The 18337-nt window shown below is 45.4% G+C and carries 18 protein-coding genes; all 18 read left to right on the forward strand.

The window, feature by feature from the left end; translation table 11 throughout:
• Positions 1–1553: S8 family peptidase (locus A9E74_RS05950; protein ID WP_141696772.1), on the forward strand; the 1553-nt coding region annotated here is incomplete at its 5' end.
• A 573-nt stretch (positions 1554–2126) separates the two neighbouring features.
• Positions 2127–2579, forward strand: a complete 453-nt coding sequence (gene mraZ / locus A9E74_RS05955; protein ID WP_069295733.1) for a division/cell wall cluster transcriptional repressor MraZ — start codon at positions 2127–2129, stop codon at positions 2577–2579.
• 9 nt (positions 2580–2588) lie between these two features.
• Positions 2589–3527: a 16S rRNA (cytosine(1402)-N(4))-methyltransferase RsmH gene (rsmH, locus tag A9E74_RS05960; protein WP_069295734.1), complete on the forward strand. Its 939-nt coding sequence runs from the start codon at positions 2589–2591 to the stop codon at positions 3525–3527.
• Positions 3524–3817 (forward strand): cell division protein FtsL, encoded by a 294-nt coding sequence (gene ftsL / locus A9E74_RS05965; protein WP_069295735.1) that lies wholly within the window; start codon positions 3524–3526, stop codon positions 3815–3817. The genes rsmH and ftsL overlap by 4 nt, the downstream gene beginning before the upstream one ends.
• Positions 3814–5523 carry a peptidoglycan D,D-transpeptidase FtsI family protein gene (locus A9E74_RS05970; protein WP_069295736.1) on the forward strand — a complete coding sequence of 570 codons (1710 nt, stop codon included), beginning with the start codon at positions 3814–3816 and terminating at the stop codon, positions 5521–5523. The genes ftsL and A9E74_RS05970 overlap by 4 nt, the downstream gene beginning before the upstream one ends.
• On the forward strand, positions 5520–7040 hold the full coding sequence (locus A9E74_RS05975; protein WP_084002971.1) for a UDP-N-acetylmuramoyl-L-alanyl-D-glutamate--2,6-diaminopimelate ligase: 1521 nt from the start codon (positions 5520–5522) through the stop codon (positions 7038–7040). Before A9E74_RS05970 ends, A9E74_RS05975 begins: the two co-directional genes overlap by 4 nt.
• Positions 7037–7237 carry a Mur ligase domain-containing protein gene (locus A9E74_RS14705; RefSeq protein WP_245652077.1) on the forward strand — a complete coding sequence of 67 codons (201 nt, stop codon included), beginning with the start codon at positions 7037–7039 and terminating at the stop codon, positions 7235–7237. The genes A9E74_RS05975 and A9E74_RS14705 overlap by 4 nt, the downstream gene beginning before the upstream one ends.
• Complete coding sequence (locus A9E74_RS05980; RefSeq protein ID WP_245652078.1) at positions 7234–8388, forward strand: UDP-N-acetylmuramoyl-tripeptide--D-alanyl-D-alanine ligase; 1155 nt, start codon at positions 7234–7236, stop codon at positions 8386–8388. Before A9E74_RS14705 ends, A9E74_RS05980 begins: the two co-directional genes overlap by 4 nt.
• A complete protein-coding gene (gene mraY / locus A9E74_RS05985) occupies positions 8388–9470 on the forward strand; it encodes a phospho-N-acetylmuramoyl-pentapeptide-transferase (RefSeq protein WP_069295737.1) in 1083 nt (360 codons plus the stop codon). The genes A9E74_RS05980 and mraY overlap by 1 nt, the downstream gene beginning before the upstream one ends.
• The gene (gene murD, locus A9E74_RS05990; RefSeq protein WP_069295738.1) at positions 9467–10822 is read left to right on the forward strand and encodes a UDP-N-acetylmuramoyl-L-alanine--D-glutamate ligase; all 1356 of its coding nucleotides are present in this window, start codon (positions 9467–9469) and stop codon (positions 10820–10822) included. The genes mraY and murD overlap by 4 nt, the downstream gene beginning before the upstream one ends.
• Complete coding sequence (ftsW, locus tag A9E74_RS05995) at positions 10819–11958, forward strand: putative lipid II flippase FtsW (RefSeq protein WP_069295739.1); 1140 nt, start codon at positions 10819–10821, stop codon at positions 11956–11958. Before murD ends, ftsW begins: the two co-directional genes overlap by 4 nt.
• Positions 11955–13034 carry an undecaprenyldiphospho-muramoylpentapeptide beta-N-acetylglucosaminyltransferase gene (gene murG / locus A9E74_RS06000; RefSeq protein ID WP_069295740.1) on the forward strand — a complete coding sequence of 360 codons (1080 nt, stop codon included), beginning with the start codon at positions 11955–11957 and terminating at the stop codon, positions 13032–13034. The genes ftsW and murG overlap by 4 nt, the downstream gene beginning before the upstream one ends.
• Entirely contained in the window at positions 13027–14445 is a 1419-nt protein-coding gene (gene murC, locus A9E74_RS06005) for a UDP-N-acetylmuramate--L-alanine ligase (protein WP_069295741.1), read from the forward strand. The genes murG and murC overlap by 8 nt, the downstream gene beginning before the upstream one ends.
• A complete protein-coding gene (gene murB / locus A9E74_RS06010) occupies positions 14445–15335 on the forward strand; it encodes a UDP-N-acetylmuramate dehydrogenase (protein ID WP_069295742.1) in 891 nt (296 codons plus the stop codon). The genes murC and murB overlap by 1 nt, the downstream gene beginning before the upstream one ends.
• Positions 15332–15709 (forward strand): D-alanine--D-alanine ligase, encoded by a 378-nt coding sequence (locus A9E74_RS15060; RefSeq protein ID WP_425412307.1) that lies wholly within the window; start codon positions 15332–15334, stop codon positions 15707–15709. The genes murB and A9E74_RS15060 overlap by 4 nt, the downstream gene beginning before the upstream one ends.
• Positions 15667–16269: a D-alanine--D-alanine ligase gene (locus tag A9E74_RS15065; protein WP_425412308.1), complete on the forward strand. Its 603-nt coding sequence runs from the start codon at positions 15667–15669 to the stop codon at positions 16267–16269. The genes A9E74_RS15060 and A9E74_RS15065 overlap by 43 nt, the downstream gene beginning before the upstream one ends.
• A complete protein-coding gene (locus A9E74_RS06020) occupies positions 16269–17054 on the forward strand; it encodes a cell division protein FtsQ/DivIB (RefSeq protein ID WP_069295743.1) in 786 nt (261 codons plus the stop codon). The genes A9E74_RS15065 and A9E74_RS06020 overlap by 1 nt, the downstream gene beginning before the upstream one ends.
• Positions 17054–18304: a cell division protein FtsA gene (ftsA, locus tag A9E74_RS06025; RefSeq protein WP_069295744.1), complete on the forward strand. Its 1251-nt coding sequence runs from the start codon at positions 17054–17056 to the stop codon at positions 18302–18304. Before A9E74_RS06020 ends, ftsA begins: the two co-directional genes overlap by 1 nt.
• Positions 18305–18337 lie beyond the last annotated feature (33 nt).

The raw sequence follows: 18337 nt of genomic DNA on the forward strand, positions 1-18337 counted from the left end.
TTTCTGCTGATGAAGATGGGCATGGGACAGGTATGGCGGGTCTTGCTATATGGGGAGATTTATCAGAGTCGTTAGCGGCTGATAGAACTATTACAGTTGGACATTATATAGAGTCTGTTAAGCTTCTACGCCACTCAGGAGACAATTCTGAAGAGCATTTAGGTGTTCTCACAGCAGATGCAGTTTCATATCCCGAGATAAACAACCCAAATCGCACTAGAATTCACTGTATGGCTATTACAGCAAAAGATTCAAGAGATCGTGGTAAACCATCTGCATGGTCAGCTGAAATTGATAGTTTAGCTGCTGATTATTTAGGTGAAAATGAAACTAGGCGACTCTTCATTATTTCTGCGGGGAACTCATCAGGTAGCCTTACAGATATGGCAAATTATCCTGAACACTCAATACTTCAGGATGTTCACGATCCCGGTCAGTCTTGGAATGCTTTAACTATTGGATCTTATACCGAAAAAAACCTCATCACGGAGGCTGATGCTGGCGAACGTCAACCACTAGCTCCAAGAGGAGGTATTTCCCCTCACAGCACAACATCACTCACATGGGAGGAGGGTAAATATCCAATAAAACCGGAAGTGGTTTTTGAAGGTGGTAACGTTGCTGTTGATCAATATGGCTGTACCTCAATACCAAGTTTGGATTTATTAAGCACTCATCATGATTTGACTACGAGGCTTTTAACTACTTTCAATGCTACAAGTGCAAGTACAGCTTTAGCCAGTAAGTTTGCAGCAGAGATATATTCTCAGTATCCAGAGTTCTGGCCAGAAACTGTTAGAGGATTAATTGTTCACTCTGCTGAATGGACTGACGAGATGATTAATCAATTTAATCCATCGGGAAGTGAAAAGCGTCGTGTTCTCAATAGATTGAAGGCTGTTGGATATGGTGTACCAAATTTAGAACGAGCGCTGTGGAGTATCAATAACTCACTATCAATGATTATCGAAGACTCAATACAGCCCTTTGATAAACCTCGTGGTAAAGCGATTGGAACACGAGATATGCATCTTCATAACTTGCCCTGGCCTGTTGAAGCTTTAGCTAATCTAGGTGAAATCGAAGTGGAAATGTCAGTAACACTTTCATATTTTATTGAACCTAACCCATCTAGCAGGATTGTTAGTGGTAAGTATAGTTATCAAAGTTTTGGACTGAGATTTGATGTAAAAAGACCGGTTGAAACAATTGATGAATTTCGTAAACGAGTAAACCGACAAGCTAGAGATGAGGAAGAAGGAACTAGCTCAACTACCTCAGATCCCAATTGGCTCATTGGACCGACAAATCGTCATCGAGGCTCAATTCATAAAGATGTATGGAGAGGAAGAGCGGTTGACCTATCTGAGCGCGGAGCGTTAATTATCTATCCCGCAATGGGATGGTGGAAAACCAGAACCAGATTAGAAAGGTATAATAAAGAAGCAAGGTACAGCTTGATTGTCTCTATAAAAGTGCAAGATCAGGATGTAGATATTTACAGTGAAGTTCTTAGCAAAACAGAAATTGCTCAAATTGTAACTATATCTTAGAAAAAACGTGTTCTAGTCTAGCCTCGCGCAATAATTTCAGGAGCAGTTATTGGCAGTGCTGTGACATAAAACTATGTCTATCTGTGGTACAAACTTTGGTACAATCAGCGCATTTTAAATAGTCGTAACTTAAGGTAATCAAGAGTCAAAACACCAGTGATCGAACTGCGCACTTCGGTTGTACATGCGTTGAACCATGGTTCCCGGGTAGGTTGCTTGAGGCAGATGGTGACATCTGTCCCAGATGAATGATTGTCCACGACAGAACCCGGCTTATCGGCCATCTCAACCTTTTTTTGTTTTTACCCGGCTAAATTTTTTTTCAGTCAGTCCAAATCCAATCATTATTCTAGAATCTACTTTAACTTCCGATGCCAGTTTTTTGATAAGAAATAAGTCCTCATTTTTGCCTTGATCCACTTTTCCCCCACTTTAATGAAAATGCGCTAAGTCCTTGTCGTAAAAAGAGGATTTGCTTAATTTTCGTGCTTGACTTCGTTATGTCGCCCTCCTATAGTGTCGGAAAGTGGGGAAAAGTGGATCTTTGTGGATCCTTCAATTTGAGGACTAACGGTGTTTCGAGGCGTAGCAACTTTCAATCTGGATGCAAAAGGACGGATGGCCATTCCAGCCAAGTTCCGTAAGCATCTTGATGTCTGCTGCGAGGGCCGATTAGTGATCACAATTGACCACTCCGACCACTGTTTACAGGTTTACCCACTGCCAGAATGGGAAGCTGTTGAGCAAAAATTATCTGCGCTACCAAGTTTGAATCCTCAAGTTCGTCGTTTGAAACGTATGTTGCTGGGCTATGCCACCGAATGTGAGATGGATAGCAATGGCCGCATTTTGTTGCCGGCTAAGCTTCGTGAGTTCGCAGGTTTAGATAAAAATATTGTGATGATTGGTCAAGGAAATAAGTTTGAGCTGTGGGATGAACAAAGCTGGAATACATTGATGGACGCATGTCTTCAAGAAGACTTTGACGCAATAATGCCCGCCGAACTCGAAACGCTGTCGATATAGGGCGGAGTCATGACGAACCAACTCCCTACACATCAACCGGTCCTTTTGAAAGAGACTGTCGAGGCCCTGTTTATTCAGCCAGATGGTATTTATGTGGATGCGACTTTCGGTCGTGGTGGACACTCCCGGGCAATGTTAGAACAACTTTCCGAAAATGGCCGTTTATTGGGTCTGGATCGTGATCCTGCTGCTGTTGAAGTCGGTCAGGCATTAGCTGCGACTGACAACCGTTTTTCCATTGAACATTGTGCCTTTTCAGAGCTTTCAACCGTTATCCATTCACGACTTTGGCAGGGCAAAGTGAATGGTATTTTGATGGATATTGGTGTGTCTTCCCCGCAGCTGGATGAAGCCGAGCGCGGCTTTAGTTTTCAGAATGATGGTCCGTTAGATATGCGAATGGATCCGACTTCAGGCATGAGTGCGGCGCAATGGCTTGCCAGTGCCGAAATGAATGAAATCGCTACAGTGATTAAGACATTAGGTGAAGAACGTTACGGTAAACGTATTGCTTCAGCAATCGTAGAAACCCGTGAACACACCCCGATTACTACTACAAAGCAATTAGCGGATTTGGTCGATAAAGCCAGCCCCACGCGGGATAAATTCAAGCATCCGGCCACCCGGACTTTTCAAGCAATTCGTATATTTATTAATAGTGAGTTAGAAGAGTTAACCAGTGCTCTGGAACAAGCTCTGGAAGTACTGGCGGTAGGTGGCAGACTGGTTGTTATCAGTTTTCATTCGCTGGAAGATCGCATCGTAAAACGTTTTTTCCGTGATCAAGCCAAAGGCGATAATTTACCAGCTCATTTTCCGGTCACTGCTGATCAGTTAAACCCGCGTTTACGCATTATCGGCAAAGCCGTCAAAGCGGATGACGCCGAGTTAGCTGTCAACGTCCGTGCACGCAGCGCGGTATTACGTGTGGTGGAGAAATTGGCATGAGTTGGCCAACTTTTTTTGAGCATGTACGTATCGACTTCCCAGTATTGATTATGACGCTATTGGTGCTGATTTCTTCCGTTGCGGTGGTATATACCAAACATGCCGGCCGCAGCGAGTTTGTGGCATTACAACAATTGGATAACAGACGTGACCAATTGAATGAAGAGTGGGGCAAGTTATTGCTTGAACAGAGTACATGGGCAAGTCCCGCCCGAGTAGAGCTACAGTCTCGTACCCGTTTGAATATGCAAGTCCCTAGCAACGAGCAAACCGTGGTGGTTAAACCATGAGTCGCCGTCAACAACGCGGTTATCAACAAACCGGCAGCTGGCGGCTGAATCTGGTCAGACTGTCGTTTATTCTGATTGGTTTGGGTTTATTGTGGCGGTTGGTGGATATTCAGGTTTTAAACCCTGATTTTTTACGTAATCAAGGCGATGCGCGCCATTTGCGTAATGTGCCTATCGTCGCACATCGCGGCATGATTCTGGACCGACATGGCGAACCTCTGGCCATCAGCACACCGGTGCATTCGGTGTGGTTGAATCCACAGGCCACCGATCCTGAACATCCACAATTGACAAACTTAGCATCCATTCTGGGGATTGATGCAAGAAATGTCCGTGAACGGATTTATCAAAATCCCAATCGTGAATTTCTCTATCTTAAACGTCGGGTAACACCTGAAATTTCAGAGCAGGTTAAACAGTTAAATATTGGTGGTGTGGCACTACAACGGGAATACAAACGATATTACCCAACCGGTGAAGTCGCTGCCCATGTTGTAGGCTTTACCAATGTTGATGATATTGGTCAGGAAGGTCTCGAGTTAACCTACGAACCCCTCTTAACTGGCGTGCCTGGACTGCGTCGCATGGTGCGTGACAGTAAAGGTAATTTTGTAGGTGGTGGCGATCCGATTCGTGCGGCGAAAGCAGGCGAAAATATTCAGCTGAGCATTGATCTTCGTCTGCAATATCTAAGTTACAACGCACTTAAAAATGCAGTTGAAAAACATGGGGCACAATCTGGTTCTGCCGTTATTCTGGATGTACAGACTGGCGAAGTATTGGCTATGGTCAATCAGCCCGCATTTAATCCGAATAATCGATATGGTGTGAGTTCGACTGACTTACGTAATCGTGCCGTTACCGATTTGTTTGAACCAGGCTCAACCGTCAAACCATTTACGGTAGTCAGTGGTTTGAAGTCGGGCAAATTTGATCTCACCACGATGATCAATACCCATCCGGGTACCATGCGCGTTAGTGGCCATAATATTCGTGATTTTCGTGATTACGGCATTATTGATCTTGCCACATCTATTCAAAAATCCAGTAACGTGGCTGCCAGCAAAATTGCCCTGGAAATAGAACCGATGCAACTCTGGGAAGATTTTGCCAGTTTTGGTATGGGCGTAGACAGTGGTGCTTATTTCCCCGGCGAAGCGATGGGACGTTTACCTGATCCACGGTCATGGCGAACTCTGGATCGTGCCACGCTGGCTTATGGTTATGGCTTGGCCACTAATACATTACAACTTGCCAGGGCGTATACGATTATTGGCAATGGCGGCATCATGCGCGATGTCACCTTTATTAAACAGGATAAAACACCAAAAGGTCGTCGAGTATTTTCCAAAGATTTGATGGAAACGGTTCGCGGCATGATGGAGTTGGTGGTATTGCCTGGCGGTACAGCACAACGAGCTGCAGTACCTAATTACAGTGTTGCCGCTAAAACCGGTACCGTAAAAAAAGCCATGGCAGGTGGGTATACCGAAAGCGAATATCTGTCGTTATTTGCCGGTTTAATTCCAGCCAGCAATCCGCGACTTGCGATGGTGGTAGTGATTGATAACCCGACCGGAGAAGAATATTACGGTGGTGCAGTAGCTGCGCCGGTATTTGCTGATGTCATGGTTGGTGCGATGCGGTTATTAAATATTGCACCTGATGCTTTGCCGCAAACGCAATTACAGGTGGCACATCAATGAATTATCAAATGCGCCTGATTGATTTAATGCATCTGGTTGAAAGTGACACCAGCTCAACTTGTTTGATAACAGGTATGAGTCTTGATAGTCGTCAGCTCAAGTCAGGGGATTTGTTTATTGCCTTAGCAGCCAATCCACAAGTACAGTTACAACATATCAAACAAGCCATTACAGCCAATGTTGCTGCAGTTTGCTACTCAGCTGAATTACCATTAGAACCGGAATTGTTACAACAACTGGCAGCTACACACATTGAGTTGGTGGCCGTCGCAAATCTTAAGGATAAAACTTCGCGTCTTGCTGCGGCGTTTTATAACTATCCATCAGCAGTGATGACCATCATTGCCGTGACAGGCACTAATGGCAAAACCTCGGTGACTCAATTTATCGCTCAGGCACTGGAAAATGCAGGACAAGCGTGTGGAGTAATCGGCACGCTAGGCAGTGGACGGTTAACCGACATGCAATACAACGGTATGACAACGCCGGATCCTGTGCGTTTACAAGCGATATTGGCAGAAATGCGTGATAGTGGAATTCAATATGTGACTGTCGAGGCGTCGTCCCATGCCTTAGAGCAGGGAAGATTGAATTTTGTCGATATTGACTATGCAGTATTGACTAATTTAAGTCGTGATCACCTTGATTATCATCAGAGCATGGCGGACTACGCTGCGGCAAAAAAACGTTTATTTGATTTTGATTCATTGCGAGCCGCTGTTGTGAATGCCGATGATGCGTTTGGCCAATCATTGATTCCATTACTGGCTGCGAAGCAAATCAACACTGTTCGCTATAGCTGTAAGGATTCTCAGGTTGATCTTGTTGCCTCTAATATTCGTACTGCCAGCACTGGTTTGCAATTTGATTTACAGATTGCTCAGCAGAATTTAACGATTCAAAGCCGATTACTTGGCAAGTTTAATGTTGAAAATATATTGGCAACGGCTGCAGTTCTATCGTTGCTTAACTGGTCAACAGATGACATTGCTCAAAGCCTGAATCATTTAATTAGTGTCAACGGTCGCATGCAAATGTTAGCGAGCAATTTACAACCGGCGGTTGTGATTGACTTTGCTCACACTCCGGATGCTCTCGCGAAAGCATTACAGGGTATGCGTCAGCATATAGATACACGTTCCAAACTTTGGTGTGTATTTGGTTGTGGTGGTGATCGTGATAACGGAAAACGTCCATTAATGGGGCAAATCGCCAGTGAACTTGCAGATAAGGTAGTGCTTACTGACGACAACCCGCGTAATGAAAGCAGCTCCAGCATAATCGAACATATTTTGGCAGGTATCCAAAGCAATATTGATGTGCATATCGAAGAAGACAGACAACGGGCGATTGAATACGCCGTTAATGATGCTGCACTTGAAGATATGGTGCTGATTGCTGGCAAAGGCCATGAGCATTATCAAGAAATCTCTGGCGTCAAAAAACCATTTAATGATTACGAGATAGCTATGAAAGCCATACAAAAACGCCACTCAGTCACAAGGGTTACGCTATGACGAATATAACCCTGACTGAGATCGCTGAACTACTCAGCACAGAGTTGCGTGGCAATGATGCCGTGATGACGGGCAGTAAAATTGATAGCCGTCAAATTGAAAGCGGTGATCTGTTTGTCGCATTGTCTGGTGTGAATAGCGATGGTCATGAATTTATTGAACAGGCTTATCAAGCAGGTGCTTGTGCTGCCTGGTGAATCGATATGTTCCTAGTGAGTTGCCGCAGCTTGTCGTTGAAGATGTTACCCGCGCTTATGGCCAAATCGCCAGATTCTGGCGGCAGAAAAGTCATGCAAAAGTGGTTGCAGTAACTGGTAGCAACGGTAAAACAACACTCAAGGAGATGATTGCTTCGATCTTGTCACAATGTGGCAAGGTGTTAGCGACTAAAGGTAATTTGAACAATGCGTTGGGCGTACCTCTGACTCTGACGCGTTTAAATGATAATTATGATTTTGCTGTAATCGAAATGGGTGCCAACCATTCAGGTGAAATTGCATCTCTGGTTGCCATGGCCGAACCAGATATTGCAGTAATTAATAACGTTGGTGAGGCACATCTTGAAGGTTTTGGATCATTACAAGGTGTTGCAGAAGCAAAAGGCGAAATTTATGCAGGCCTTAAAGCAGATGGTGTAGGCATTATCAATGCTGATATGCCATACGGTGAGCTGTGGGAACACATTCTCGGTGCACGCCAGCAGATTCGTTTTGGTCTGCAGCAACCTGCCGATATTACTGCCTTGGATTTACAACTTTCGATAACCGGCAGCCATTTTATGGTCAGACTGGATGGCGTTTGTCATTTTATAAGTCTTCCCTTACCAGGAATTCATAACGTCAGTAATGCATTGGCTGCAATTGCGATTTGCTTTGCATTGAAAATTGACCCTGAAGCAATTGTGAAGGGGTTGGCAGCAATTAAATCTGTGCCACATCGCTTGCAACTGCGCCAGGCAGTAAATAATGCCCTAATTATTGACGACACCTATAACGCTAATCCCGGATCATTCCGTCAGGCTTTACAAACCTTGATGCAGTTTCCAGGTGAGCATTGGTTAGTTTTAGGGGATTTCGGTGAATTAGGTCCGGAAAGCGCTTCGATACATCAACAACTAGGACGGGATGCCAAAGCGGCAGGAATAAAGAAATTATTAACTGTTGGCCAACAAAGTGAGCTAGCTGCCATAGCATTTGGTGAAAATGCACAGCATTTCACCGACAAGACCGCGTTAGAAGCCGAATTAAAGCAAACATTGAACAGTGATGTGGCTTGCTTAATCAAAGGCTCTCGCTTTATGAAGCTGGATCAGCTGGCGGATGTGCTCGCAGTTGGAGGAGATGCCTGATGCTATTAATGCTCAGTGAGTATTTAAGCCAGTATCACACCGGCTTTAATGTTTTCCAATACCTGACTTTACGCGCCATATTAGGGGTTATGACTGCTTTGGGGATCGCATTAGTTGTTGGTCCTACGATGATTAGGCATCTCAGTTTCAGACAGATTGGTCAAGTTGTCAGAAATGACGGTCCGGAATCGCATTTCAGCAAAACCGGAACCCCAACTATGGGTGGTTCATTAATTCTGGTTGCCATTGCGGTCAGCACATTGTTATGGGCAGATCTGGCAAACCGCTATGTATGGGTGGTGCTACTAGTTACCTTATTGTTTGGGTTAATTGGTTTTGTTGATGATTACATCAAACTGGTCAGACAGGATCCTAAAGGCTTATTGAGCCGCTATAAATATTTCTGGCAATCCGTTGTGGGCTTGGGCGCTGCGATATTTTTATATATGACCACTCAAACACCGGCTGAAACACAGTTAATCGTGCCGTTTTTTAAAGAAATAGTTATTCCATTAGGTGCTTGGTATTTACTGGTGGTCTACCTGGTCATTGTTGGCAGCAGTAATGCTGTGAATCTGACGGATGGACTGGATGGCTTAGCCATCATGCCAACTGTAATGGTTGCCGCCGCATTAGGTTTGTTCAGTTATGTGGCAGGTCACTTTGAGTTTGCCCGTTATCTGCAGATTCCACACATTCCTGGTGCCGGTGAATTAACCGTATTTTGTGCGGCAATGGTTGGAGCGGGCTTGGGATTCCTCTGGTTCAACACTTATCCAGCTCAGGTTTTTATGGGGGATGTCGGTGCTTTGGCACTAGGTGCAGCACTGGGGACAGTAGCAGTTTTGGTACGTCAGGAACTGGTATTGCTGATTATGGGCGGGGTATTTGTAATTGAAACGCTCTCAGTAATGATTCAGGTGGCCTCCTATAAATTACGCGGTAAGCGCGTGTTTTTGATGGCACCGATACACCATCACTATGAATTAAAAGGCTGGCCCGAGCCACGCATTATTGTTCGATTTTGGATCATTACCGTCTTTCTGGTGCTGGTCGGCTTAGCGACGTTGAAAATACGATGACAGCAGAATTAAACCATCATAGTTCGCACTACAGCCTGATCATTGGTTTAGGTCAGACAGGATTATCCTGCGCACGATTTTTAGTTCAACAAGGCAATGCCGTGGCTGTCATTGACAGCAATGATAAACCGGCATGTTTGAATGCGCTACAAAAAGACTACCCAGAAGTCGTGGTGAAAACCGGCAGTATCCCGGCTGATTGGTTAATGCGTGCAGATAGTATTGTATTGAGCCCAGGCGTTGACCCACGCTTACCACAAATTCAACAAGCTGCAGCCGCAGGGATTGAAATCGTTGGCGATATTGAGTTATTCGCCCGTCATGCTAACGCACCAATCATTGCGATTACCGGTTCCAATGGCAAAAGCACAGTGACTACTCTGGTAGGCCTGATGGCACAAATGGCAGGTAAAAAAGTCGCGGTAGGCGGTAATCTCGGCACGCCAGCTTTGGATTTGCTGACCGATCCGGCTCCAGATTTTTATGTACTGGAACTCTCCAGTTTCCAGATGGAAACTGTGAAGTCAATGAATGCCTTTGCCTCAGTTATTCTGAATGTCAGTCCAGATCACCTGGATCGCTATGATTCGGTGGAAGATTACCAGCGAGCAAAACAAAAGGTTTATCAGGGTAATGGTGTCATGGTGATTAACCGGGATGATCCGATTGTGTCATCAATGGCCATAGCTGGCCGTAATCAGCTCGGCTTTAGTCTGCATGAATCACAAGGTTATGAATTCGGTGTATTAAGTCAACGAGGACATCTCTGGTTAGCCGAAGGTGATGCGCCATTAATGCTGGTCAGTGAAATGAAAATTGCTGGCAAACATAACGTTGCAAATGCGTTGGCTGCTCTGGCACTTGGTTCGGTAATGGGATTACCGATGGATGCCATGCTGCAGGCATTAAGAGAATTTAAAGGTTTGCCACATCGTTGCCGGTTTGTTCGTGAGATCAATGGAGTACGCTGGTTTAACGATTCTAAAGCCACCAATGTTGGGGCAAGTATCGCTGCAATTGAAGGCTTGGCTGATAATGGGAAGTTGGTTTTAATTGCTGGTGGTGTTGGCAAAGGTCAAAAGTTTGAGCCTTTAGCAGCCACCTTGAATGAATATGTCAGTACCGTGGTTTTAATCGGTCAGTCTGCAGAAGAGATTGCCCGACATGTACCGAAATCAGTGAAAGTACATTTTGCTGGAGATATTAAAGCGGCCGTAAAACTGGCAGCTACATCTGCAGAAAATGGCCAACAGGTTTTATTGTCACCAGCCTGTGCGAGTTTTGATCAGTTCAGCAATTATGTCGATCGTGGCGAACAGTTTGAACAAGCTGTAAGGGAGTTGACGGCATGAGCCGTGTAAGTGCCCACTTTGATTCTAAGCTTTTAATGTCAACGTTAGCCTTGTTGCTAATTGGTTTGATAATGGTGTGTTCAGCCTCAATTACAATTGCTGAAAATAAAACCGGTCAACCGCTTTATTTCTTTATCCGTCAGGCGGCATTTGCATTGATGGGATTATTTTTTGCGTGGTGTGTGATCTCTATACGTCTTTCACATTGGCAACAAATGGCGCCGATGTTACTGATGGTGGGGGTAGGTTTGTTGGTATTAGTATTGATACCAGGCATTGGCCGCGAAGTGAATGGTAGCTCTCGTTGGTTACCTTTAGGGCCGGTCAATCTGCAAGTTGCAGAATTAATCAAATTATTCGCGATAATTTATGTTGCTGATTATTTGCAACGTCATCATGGTCAGCTTAATACCTCGTTATTGAAAGTCTTATCGCCCTTATTACTCCTCAGTGTGGCAGCAGTATTGTTGTTAATGCAGCCGGATATGGGCTCTATCGTCGTCATTCTATCGACAGTCTTGGTTATGTTGTTCCTTGGTGGTGCAAGACTGGATGTGTTTATTGGCTTAATGGGGATTCTCGCTGGACTGTTTGCCATGCTGGTTTGGATTGCTCCATATCGTTTACAACGTCTGCAAAGCTTTATGGATCCATGGGCAGATCCGTTTGGTAGTGGTTTTCAGCTAACACAGGCCTTGATTGCTTTCGGTCGTGGAGATTGGTTTGGTGTCGGTCTGGGCAGCAGTATGCAAAAACTGTTTTATTTACCAGAAGCACATACTGACTTTTTGTTTTCCATTTTGGCAGAAGAATTGGGATTGATTGGCGCTGTAGCGGTCATTGCATTATTTCTGGTGATGATTTGGCGTGCTCTGGCAATTGGACGTGCTGCGGAAGAAGCTGGTCAATTATTCGGTGCTCAAGTTGCTTATGGTATTGCTGTCTGGTTGGGATTGCAGGCCTGCGTCAATATCGGCGTGAATATGGGGGCATTACCAACTAAAGGTTTAACCTTGCCATTAATGAGTTATGGCGGCAGTAGTTTGGTAATCGTCTGTGTGGCAATAGGTTTGTTATTACGTGTTGATTTGGAAACCCGTCAGCCTGAAAAAGCCTCCGCGAGGATCAAACGATGACTCGCGTATTAATTATGGCTGGTGGAACTGGTGGGCATGTCTTTCCTGCTTTGGCAGTAGCCGAAGAATTACGCTCACGTTCAGTAAAAGTAGAGTGGATTGGTACTGAGCGCGGTATTGAATCCCGGCTGGTACCTGCAGCGGCATTCAAATTAAATTTGATTCCAATTAAAGGATTACGTGGTAACGGCCTGTTGGGCTGGTTGGTGGCACCATTTAGAATCCTGCGAGCTGTAATTGAGTCCAGAAAAGTAATTAAACGTTTCCAACCTGATGTAGTGATTGGCTTGGGCGGTTTTGCTTCTGGCCCTGGTGGTTTGGCGGCATGGCTTTCTGGAAAACCATTATTAATTCACGAACAAAATGCCATTGCCGGTTTAACCAATCGTTTGCTGGCGAAAATTGCCAAACAGGTTTTACAAGGCTTTGAAAAAAGTTTTACCCAGACAGCAAAAACCAAATGGGTCGGTAATCCAGTTCGAGCACAAATTGAAAAATTACCAGAACCTCAGGTTCGTTACGCTGCAAGAGCTTTGTCGCCATTCAAACTATTGGTTTTAGGTGGAAGTCTTGGCGCAAAAAGCTTGAATCAGGTTGTGCCACAGGCTTTGGCTTTACTCAAAACAGAACATCCGGTCGAAGTCATTCATCAATGCGGTGAAAAACATCTGGCGGATTGTCAGCAAGCTTATCAACACGCTGGAGTAACTGGAAAAGTTACTCAATTTATCGATGATATGGCAGTGGCATACGCTGAGGCAGATTTAGTTATTTGCCGAGCCGGAGCATTAACGGTTGCTGAAGTTGCCGCGACAGGCGTTGCAGCGATTTTTGTTCCTTATCCTTTTGCTGTTGATGATCATCAAACGCACAATGCTCAGGCATTAAAAGATGCTGGAGCGGCGCTGCTTATTAAGGATTCAGATTTAAACGCACAAGATCTGGCAGCAACGTTAAAGTCACTATTAGAAGATCGAAAACAGTTAGAAAGCATGGCAATTCAAGCAAGAACACTCGCAAAACCCGGAACAGCAGCGCAGATCGCGGATATCTGTCTGGAGTATGCACATGGCTAAATTAACCTCAGCAATGCAAAGTCGGGTCAAACATATCCATTTCATCGGTATTGGTGGTGTGGGAATGGGTGGTATTGCCGAAGTGTTACTGAATCTGGGTTATAAGGTCAGTGGTTCGGATTTGCATGAAAACAGTTTGATTCAACATCTGCGTCAATTGGGTGCCACGATCATGATTGGCCATGATGCGGAATATTTGAAAGGTGCAGATGTGGTGGTCGTTACCACCGCAGTGAGCGCTGACAATGTTGAAGTAGTTGCTGCCCGTGAACATCGTATACCAGTAGTTCCTCGTGCTGAAATGTTGGCGGAACTTATGCGTTTCAGTTATGGCATTGCCGTTGCAGGAACCCATGGTAAAACCACCACCACCAGTTTAACGGCAGCATTGTTAAGTGAAGGCGAGTTGGATCCAACCTTTGTTATTGGTGGTCGCTTGAATAGTGCAGGTTCAAATGCACGTTTGGGCACGGGACGTTATCTGGTTGCTGAAGCGGATGAAAGCGATGCATCGTTTTTATATCTGCAGCCGATGATCGCCATTGTGACCAATATTGATGATGATCATATGGCAACGTATGAAGGAGATTTTGAAAAGCTCAAAGCCACCTTTATTGAGTTCCTGCATCACTTGCCATTCTATGGTTTAGCTGTGTTATGCATTGATGATGATGTGGTGGAAAGTATTTTGCCAGAAGTGACCCGTCCGATTACAACTTACGGACAGGATCAGCGTGCTGATTTCCGCATCAGTGAATTGAAGCAATTCCAAGGACAAAGCGAGTTTATCGTTCACGAAGCTCAAAGCGGTTTGCAATATCAGATTCGTTTAAATATGCCGGGATTACACAATGCATTGAATGCCACTGCAGCTTTAGCGGTTGCACGTAATTTGGGAGTTGATGTTAGCGCATGCCAGCGAGCGCTGTTGAAATTTGATGGTGTTGGCAGACGATTCAATATTCTTGGTGAGAAACAGACAGCACAAGGTCAAGTGTTGCTGGTTGATGATTATGGTCATCATCCAACTGAGATTGCTGCCACCATTGCCGCCAGTCGTGGCGGTTGGCCAGATCGACGTCTGGTGGTGATATTTCAGCCACATCGTTATACCCGTACCCGTGATTTGTTTGAAGACTTTGCCCGCGTACTGTCAACCGTTGATGTATTAATTGTGTTGGAGGTTTATCCAGCGGGAGAGAACAAAATTGCTGGGGCCGATGCCCGCAGTTTATGCCGTGCTATTCGCTTGCGAGGCCAAGTTGAGCCGGTGTTTGCAGAGGATAAACAAGCACTGTTTTCAGTGCTGCCAGGCTTACTACAAGATCAGGACTTATTGCTTACGCTTGGTGCTGGTGATATCGGTGCAATAGCCAAAGAGTTGGAACAACAACTTGGGGGGCTAAGCTGATGGTAATGCTGTTTACCGAATTACAAGGTGAATTGAAAACCAATGAACCACTCTCACAACACACCTCATGGCGTGTTGGTGGCAATGCTGAGCGTTTTTATCGGCCAAAAGATAAACATGATCTAGCCAATTTTTTACGTCAGTTACCTGCCAATGAACCACTGTTATGGCTGGGCTTAGGTAGTAATTTGTTAATTCGTGATGGTGGTTATGCTGGCACTGTTATTAGTATGGCAGGCACCATGCAGGCTTTAGATATTGATGGTCAAACAGTTACAGCCGAAGTAGGTGTTTACTGCAGTAAAGTAGCCAAGCAAACAGCCAAGCATGGCTTGAGTGGGGCTGCATTTCTGGCTGGTATTCCCGGCACTCTTGGCGGTGCTTTGGCAATGAATGCAGGCGCTCATGGATCAGAAACCTGGCAGCTGGTTAAAGATGCCACCACAGTCACTCGTCAGGGTGAATTGAAAAAACGTCCGGTGAGCGATTTTAAAGTCAGCTATCGACATGTTGAGCTACCCGAGACCGAGTGGTTTGTATCCGCCACACTGGAATTACCAGTGGGGGATGCCGATGCTGAAACAGCGTTGATAAAACAATTATTGAAAAAACGGAATGACAGTCAGCCAACCAATCAGCCGTGTGCGGGTTCGGTGTTTCGTAATCCAGAAGGTGATTTTGCTGGACGATTGATTGAACAATGTGGCCTGAAAGGTTTACAGGTAGGCGGGGCCAGTGTGTCACCCAAACATGCCAACTTTATTGTCAATGAAGGCAACGCCAGCGCTGCCGATATTGAGGCGCTTATCGAGTTGGTGAGAGAGCGCGTCGAAGCAGAAACAAAGGTAAGACTGATGCCCGAAGTCCACATTATCGGAGAACATGCATGAGTAACTTAACTTTTAATACCCAAGAATTTGGTCGAGTCGCCGTATTAATGGGCGGCCGATCTGCAGAACGTGAGATTTCGTTGAAAAGTGGACGTGCAGTGTTGGCAGCAATGCAGTCACTTGGAATCGATGCAGTAGAAATTGACGTTGATGAATCAGTCAGTGAGCGTTTAACGCAAGGCAGTTTTGATCGTGCTTTTATCATTTTGCATGGCCGGGGCGGTGAGGACGGTGAAATTCAAGGTGTATTGCAGTCTTTGCAGATCCCTTATACCGGCAGCGGCATCACTGGTGCAGTATTGTCGATGAATAAACGCCTCAGTAAACAGATTTGGCAAAGCAGGGGCTGCCAACTCCTAAATATGTGCGTTTGACTCGTCAATCGACTCCCCAGCAAATCGTTGAAGATTTGGGTTTGCCTATCGTCATTAAGCCAGTCAATGAAGGCTCAAGTATTGGCATGAGCAAAGTGAATACTTTAGAGGCATTGCAACAGGCGATTGATTTGGCATTTGAGTACGATGCTGAAGTTATCGCTGAACAATGGGTTAACGGAGCTGAATACACTATCAGCATTTTAAATGGTGAAGCTTTGCCAGTTATCCGTTTAAAAACTCCTAGAGAATTTTACGATTTTGAAGCCAAATATCTCGCGAATTCAACTGAATATCATTGCCCCTGCGGTCTGGCAGAAGCAGATGAAAAGCGTTGTCAGGAACTGGCGGTAAAAGCATTTAATGCACTTAATATGCAAGGTTGGGGACGCATTGATGTTATGGCTGATCAACAAGGTGAGTTTTACCTGCTAGAAGCCAACAGTGTCCCGGGTATGACTGATCACAGTCTGGTACCGATGGCAGCGCGTCAGGCTGGGATCAGCTTTGAAAATCTGGTCGGGAAAATTCTACAAGGCAGTATGGAGCTTAAGCGCTGATGGCTATCAGACAACGCCCAACTGCTGGAGCAACCCGCACCCGTGCGGTGAAACCACGCGAGCAAGTTAACTGGTCGGTAAGACTGCGAAATATCAGTACCGTGTTGGTATTGCTGACGTTAATTCTTGGCACAGTGTATTTGAACAATACCGACACCTTGCCGATTATGCATGTAACGGTTGAAGGTGAATTGATTAACACGGAAAAACAGGCGTTGATCGAGGCAGTGACTCCTTACGTTACTGGCAGTTTCCTTGATGTAAATGTGGCGGGTATTCGGCAAGCAGGGGAAGCTTTGCCATGGGTTGCCCAGATTCAAGTGAGACGTGTCTGGCCGGATACCTTGCACTTGATGGTCAGTGAGCATCAAGCAATCGCTCGTTGGAACGAAAACGGACTGGTAAATACACGCGGGCAAGTGTTTTATCCCGATGGTGGAAAAATGCCGGAAGGACTCATTCAGTTATTCGGGCCTGATGGCAACAGTGAGTTGATGGCAAGACAAATGGTCACGATTCAGCAGACGGTGGAAACATTAGGTTTAAGAGTCAAAAGCCTGACCATGGATGAGCGTCGTTCGTGGCAAGTTAAATTTACAGATGATATGCAGCTGCTACTTGGCCGGGCTGCCAGTGAGCAGCGGTTAGCAAGATTTATTCAGGTTTTCAAAGGCCCGCTCGCAATCTATCGCGAACAAATCGAAACCGTAGATATGCGCTATACCAACGGACTCGCAGTAGTCTGGAAAGATGGTAAGCAACCTGTTTTTAATGGAATTGTGTAATGTCGAAACGAATTGAAAGAGAACTGATTGTCGGATTGGATATCGGAACTTCCAAAGTTGTTGCGATAGTTGCAGCGCCGATTCTGGATGCTGGTCCTAACGACAATAAGCTGGAAATTATCGGAATCGGTTCACATCCTGCCAGAGGCATGAAAAAAGGCGTTGTGGTGAATATTGAATCAACAGTTCAATCCATTCAACGCGCAATTGAAGAAGCTGAATTGATGGCTGGATGTCAGATCCATTCTGTATTTGCTGGTATCGCCGGTAGTCATATCCGCAGCTTGAACTCACATGGCACGGTGGCTATTCGCGATAAAGAAGTCACTCAAGGTGATTTGGACCGGGTGTTGGATGCGGCTCGTGCCGTACATTTCCCTGGCGATCAGCAATTACTGCATGTGCTGCCACAGGAATACATTATTGATAATCAGGAAGGTATTCGTGAGCCAATTGGTATGTCAGGCGTTCGTCTGGAAGCCAAAGTGCATCTGATTACCGGTGCTGTCAGCGCCGCACAAAATATCACCAAATGTATCGAACGTTGTGGACTAGTGGTTGATGGCATCATTCTTGAGCAGATGGCATCGAGCTATTCAGTACTGGAACAGGATGAAAAAGAGTTAGGTGTGTGTTTAGTAGATATCGGTGGCGGAACAACAGATATTGCCGTGTTTATTGATGGTGCCATTCGCCATACCGCAGTTATTCCAATTGCTGGCGATCAGGTTACCAATGATATTGCGGTGGCTTTACGAACACCAACCCAGTATGCCGAAGAGATCAAAATCAAATATGCCTGTGCCTTAACACAATTGGCTCGTGAAGATGAAACCATTGAAGTGCCAAGTGTCGGTGACAGACCTCCACGGCAACTGGCCAGACAAACTCTGGCAGAAGTGGTGGAACCACGCTATGAAGAATTATTGATGCTTGTGCAGGCTGAATTACGCCGCAGCGGTTTTGAAGAGATGCTGGCGGCAGGTGTCGTCTTAACCGGCGGCAGTGCAAAAATGGAAGGTGCGATTGAATTGGCAGAAGAAGTGTTTCATCTGCCTGTAAGACTGGGTGTACCACAGCATGTTGGTGGTTTGGTTGATGTAGTACGTAATCCAATCCACGCCACGGGTGTGGGCTTATTATTGTTTGGAAATGAACAAGTGAGTACCGGTCACAGTGAATCTGTGATTTCGGATGGTTTTAAAGGAATGCTTGCCAGAATGAAAAGTTGGTTTCAGGGCAATTTCTGAGCAGGTTATGTTGGTTAATGAAGAGGGGAGAAA

Origin of the sequence: Methylophaga muralis, from assembly GCF_001720165.1 — a bacterium.
Taxonomy (GTDB): Bacteria; Pseudomonadota; Gammaproteobacteria; order Nitrosococcales; family Methylophagaceae; genus Methylophaga; species Methylophaga muralis.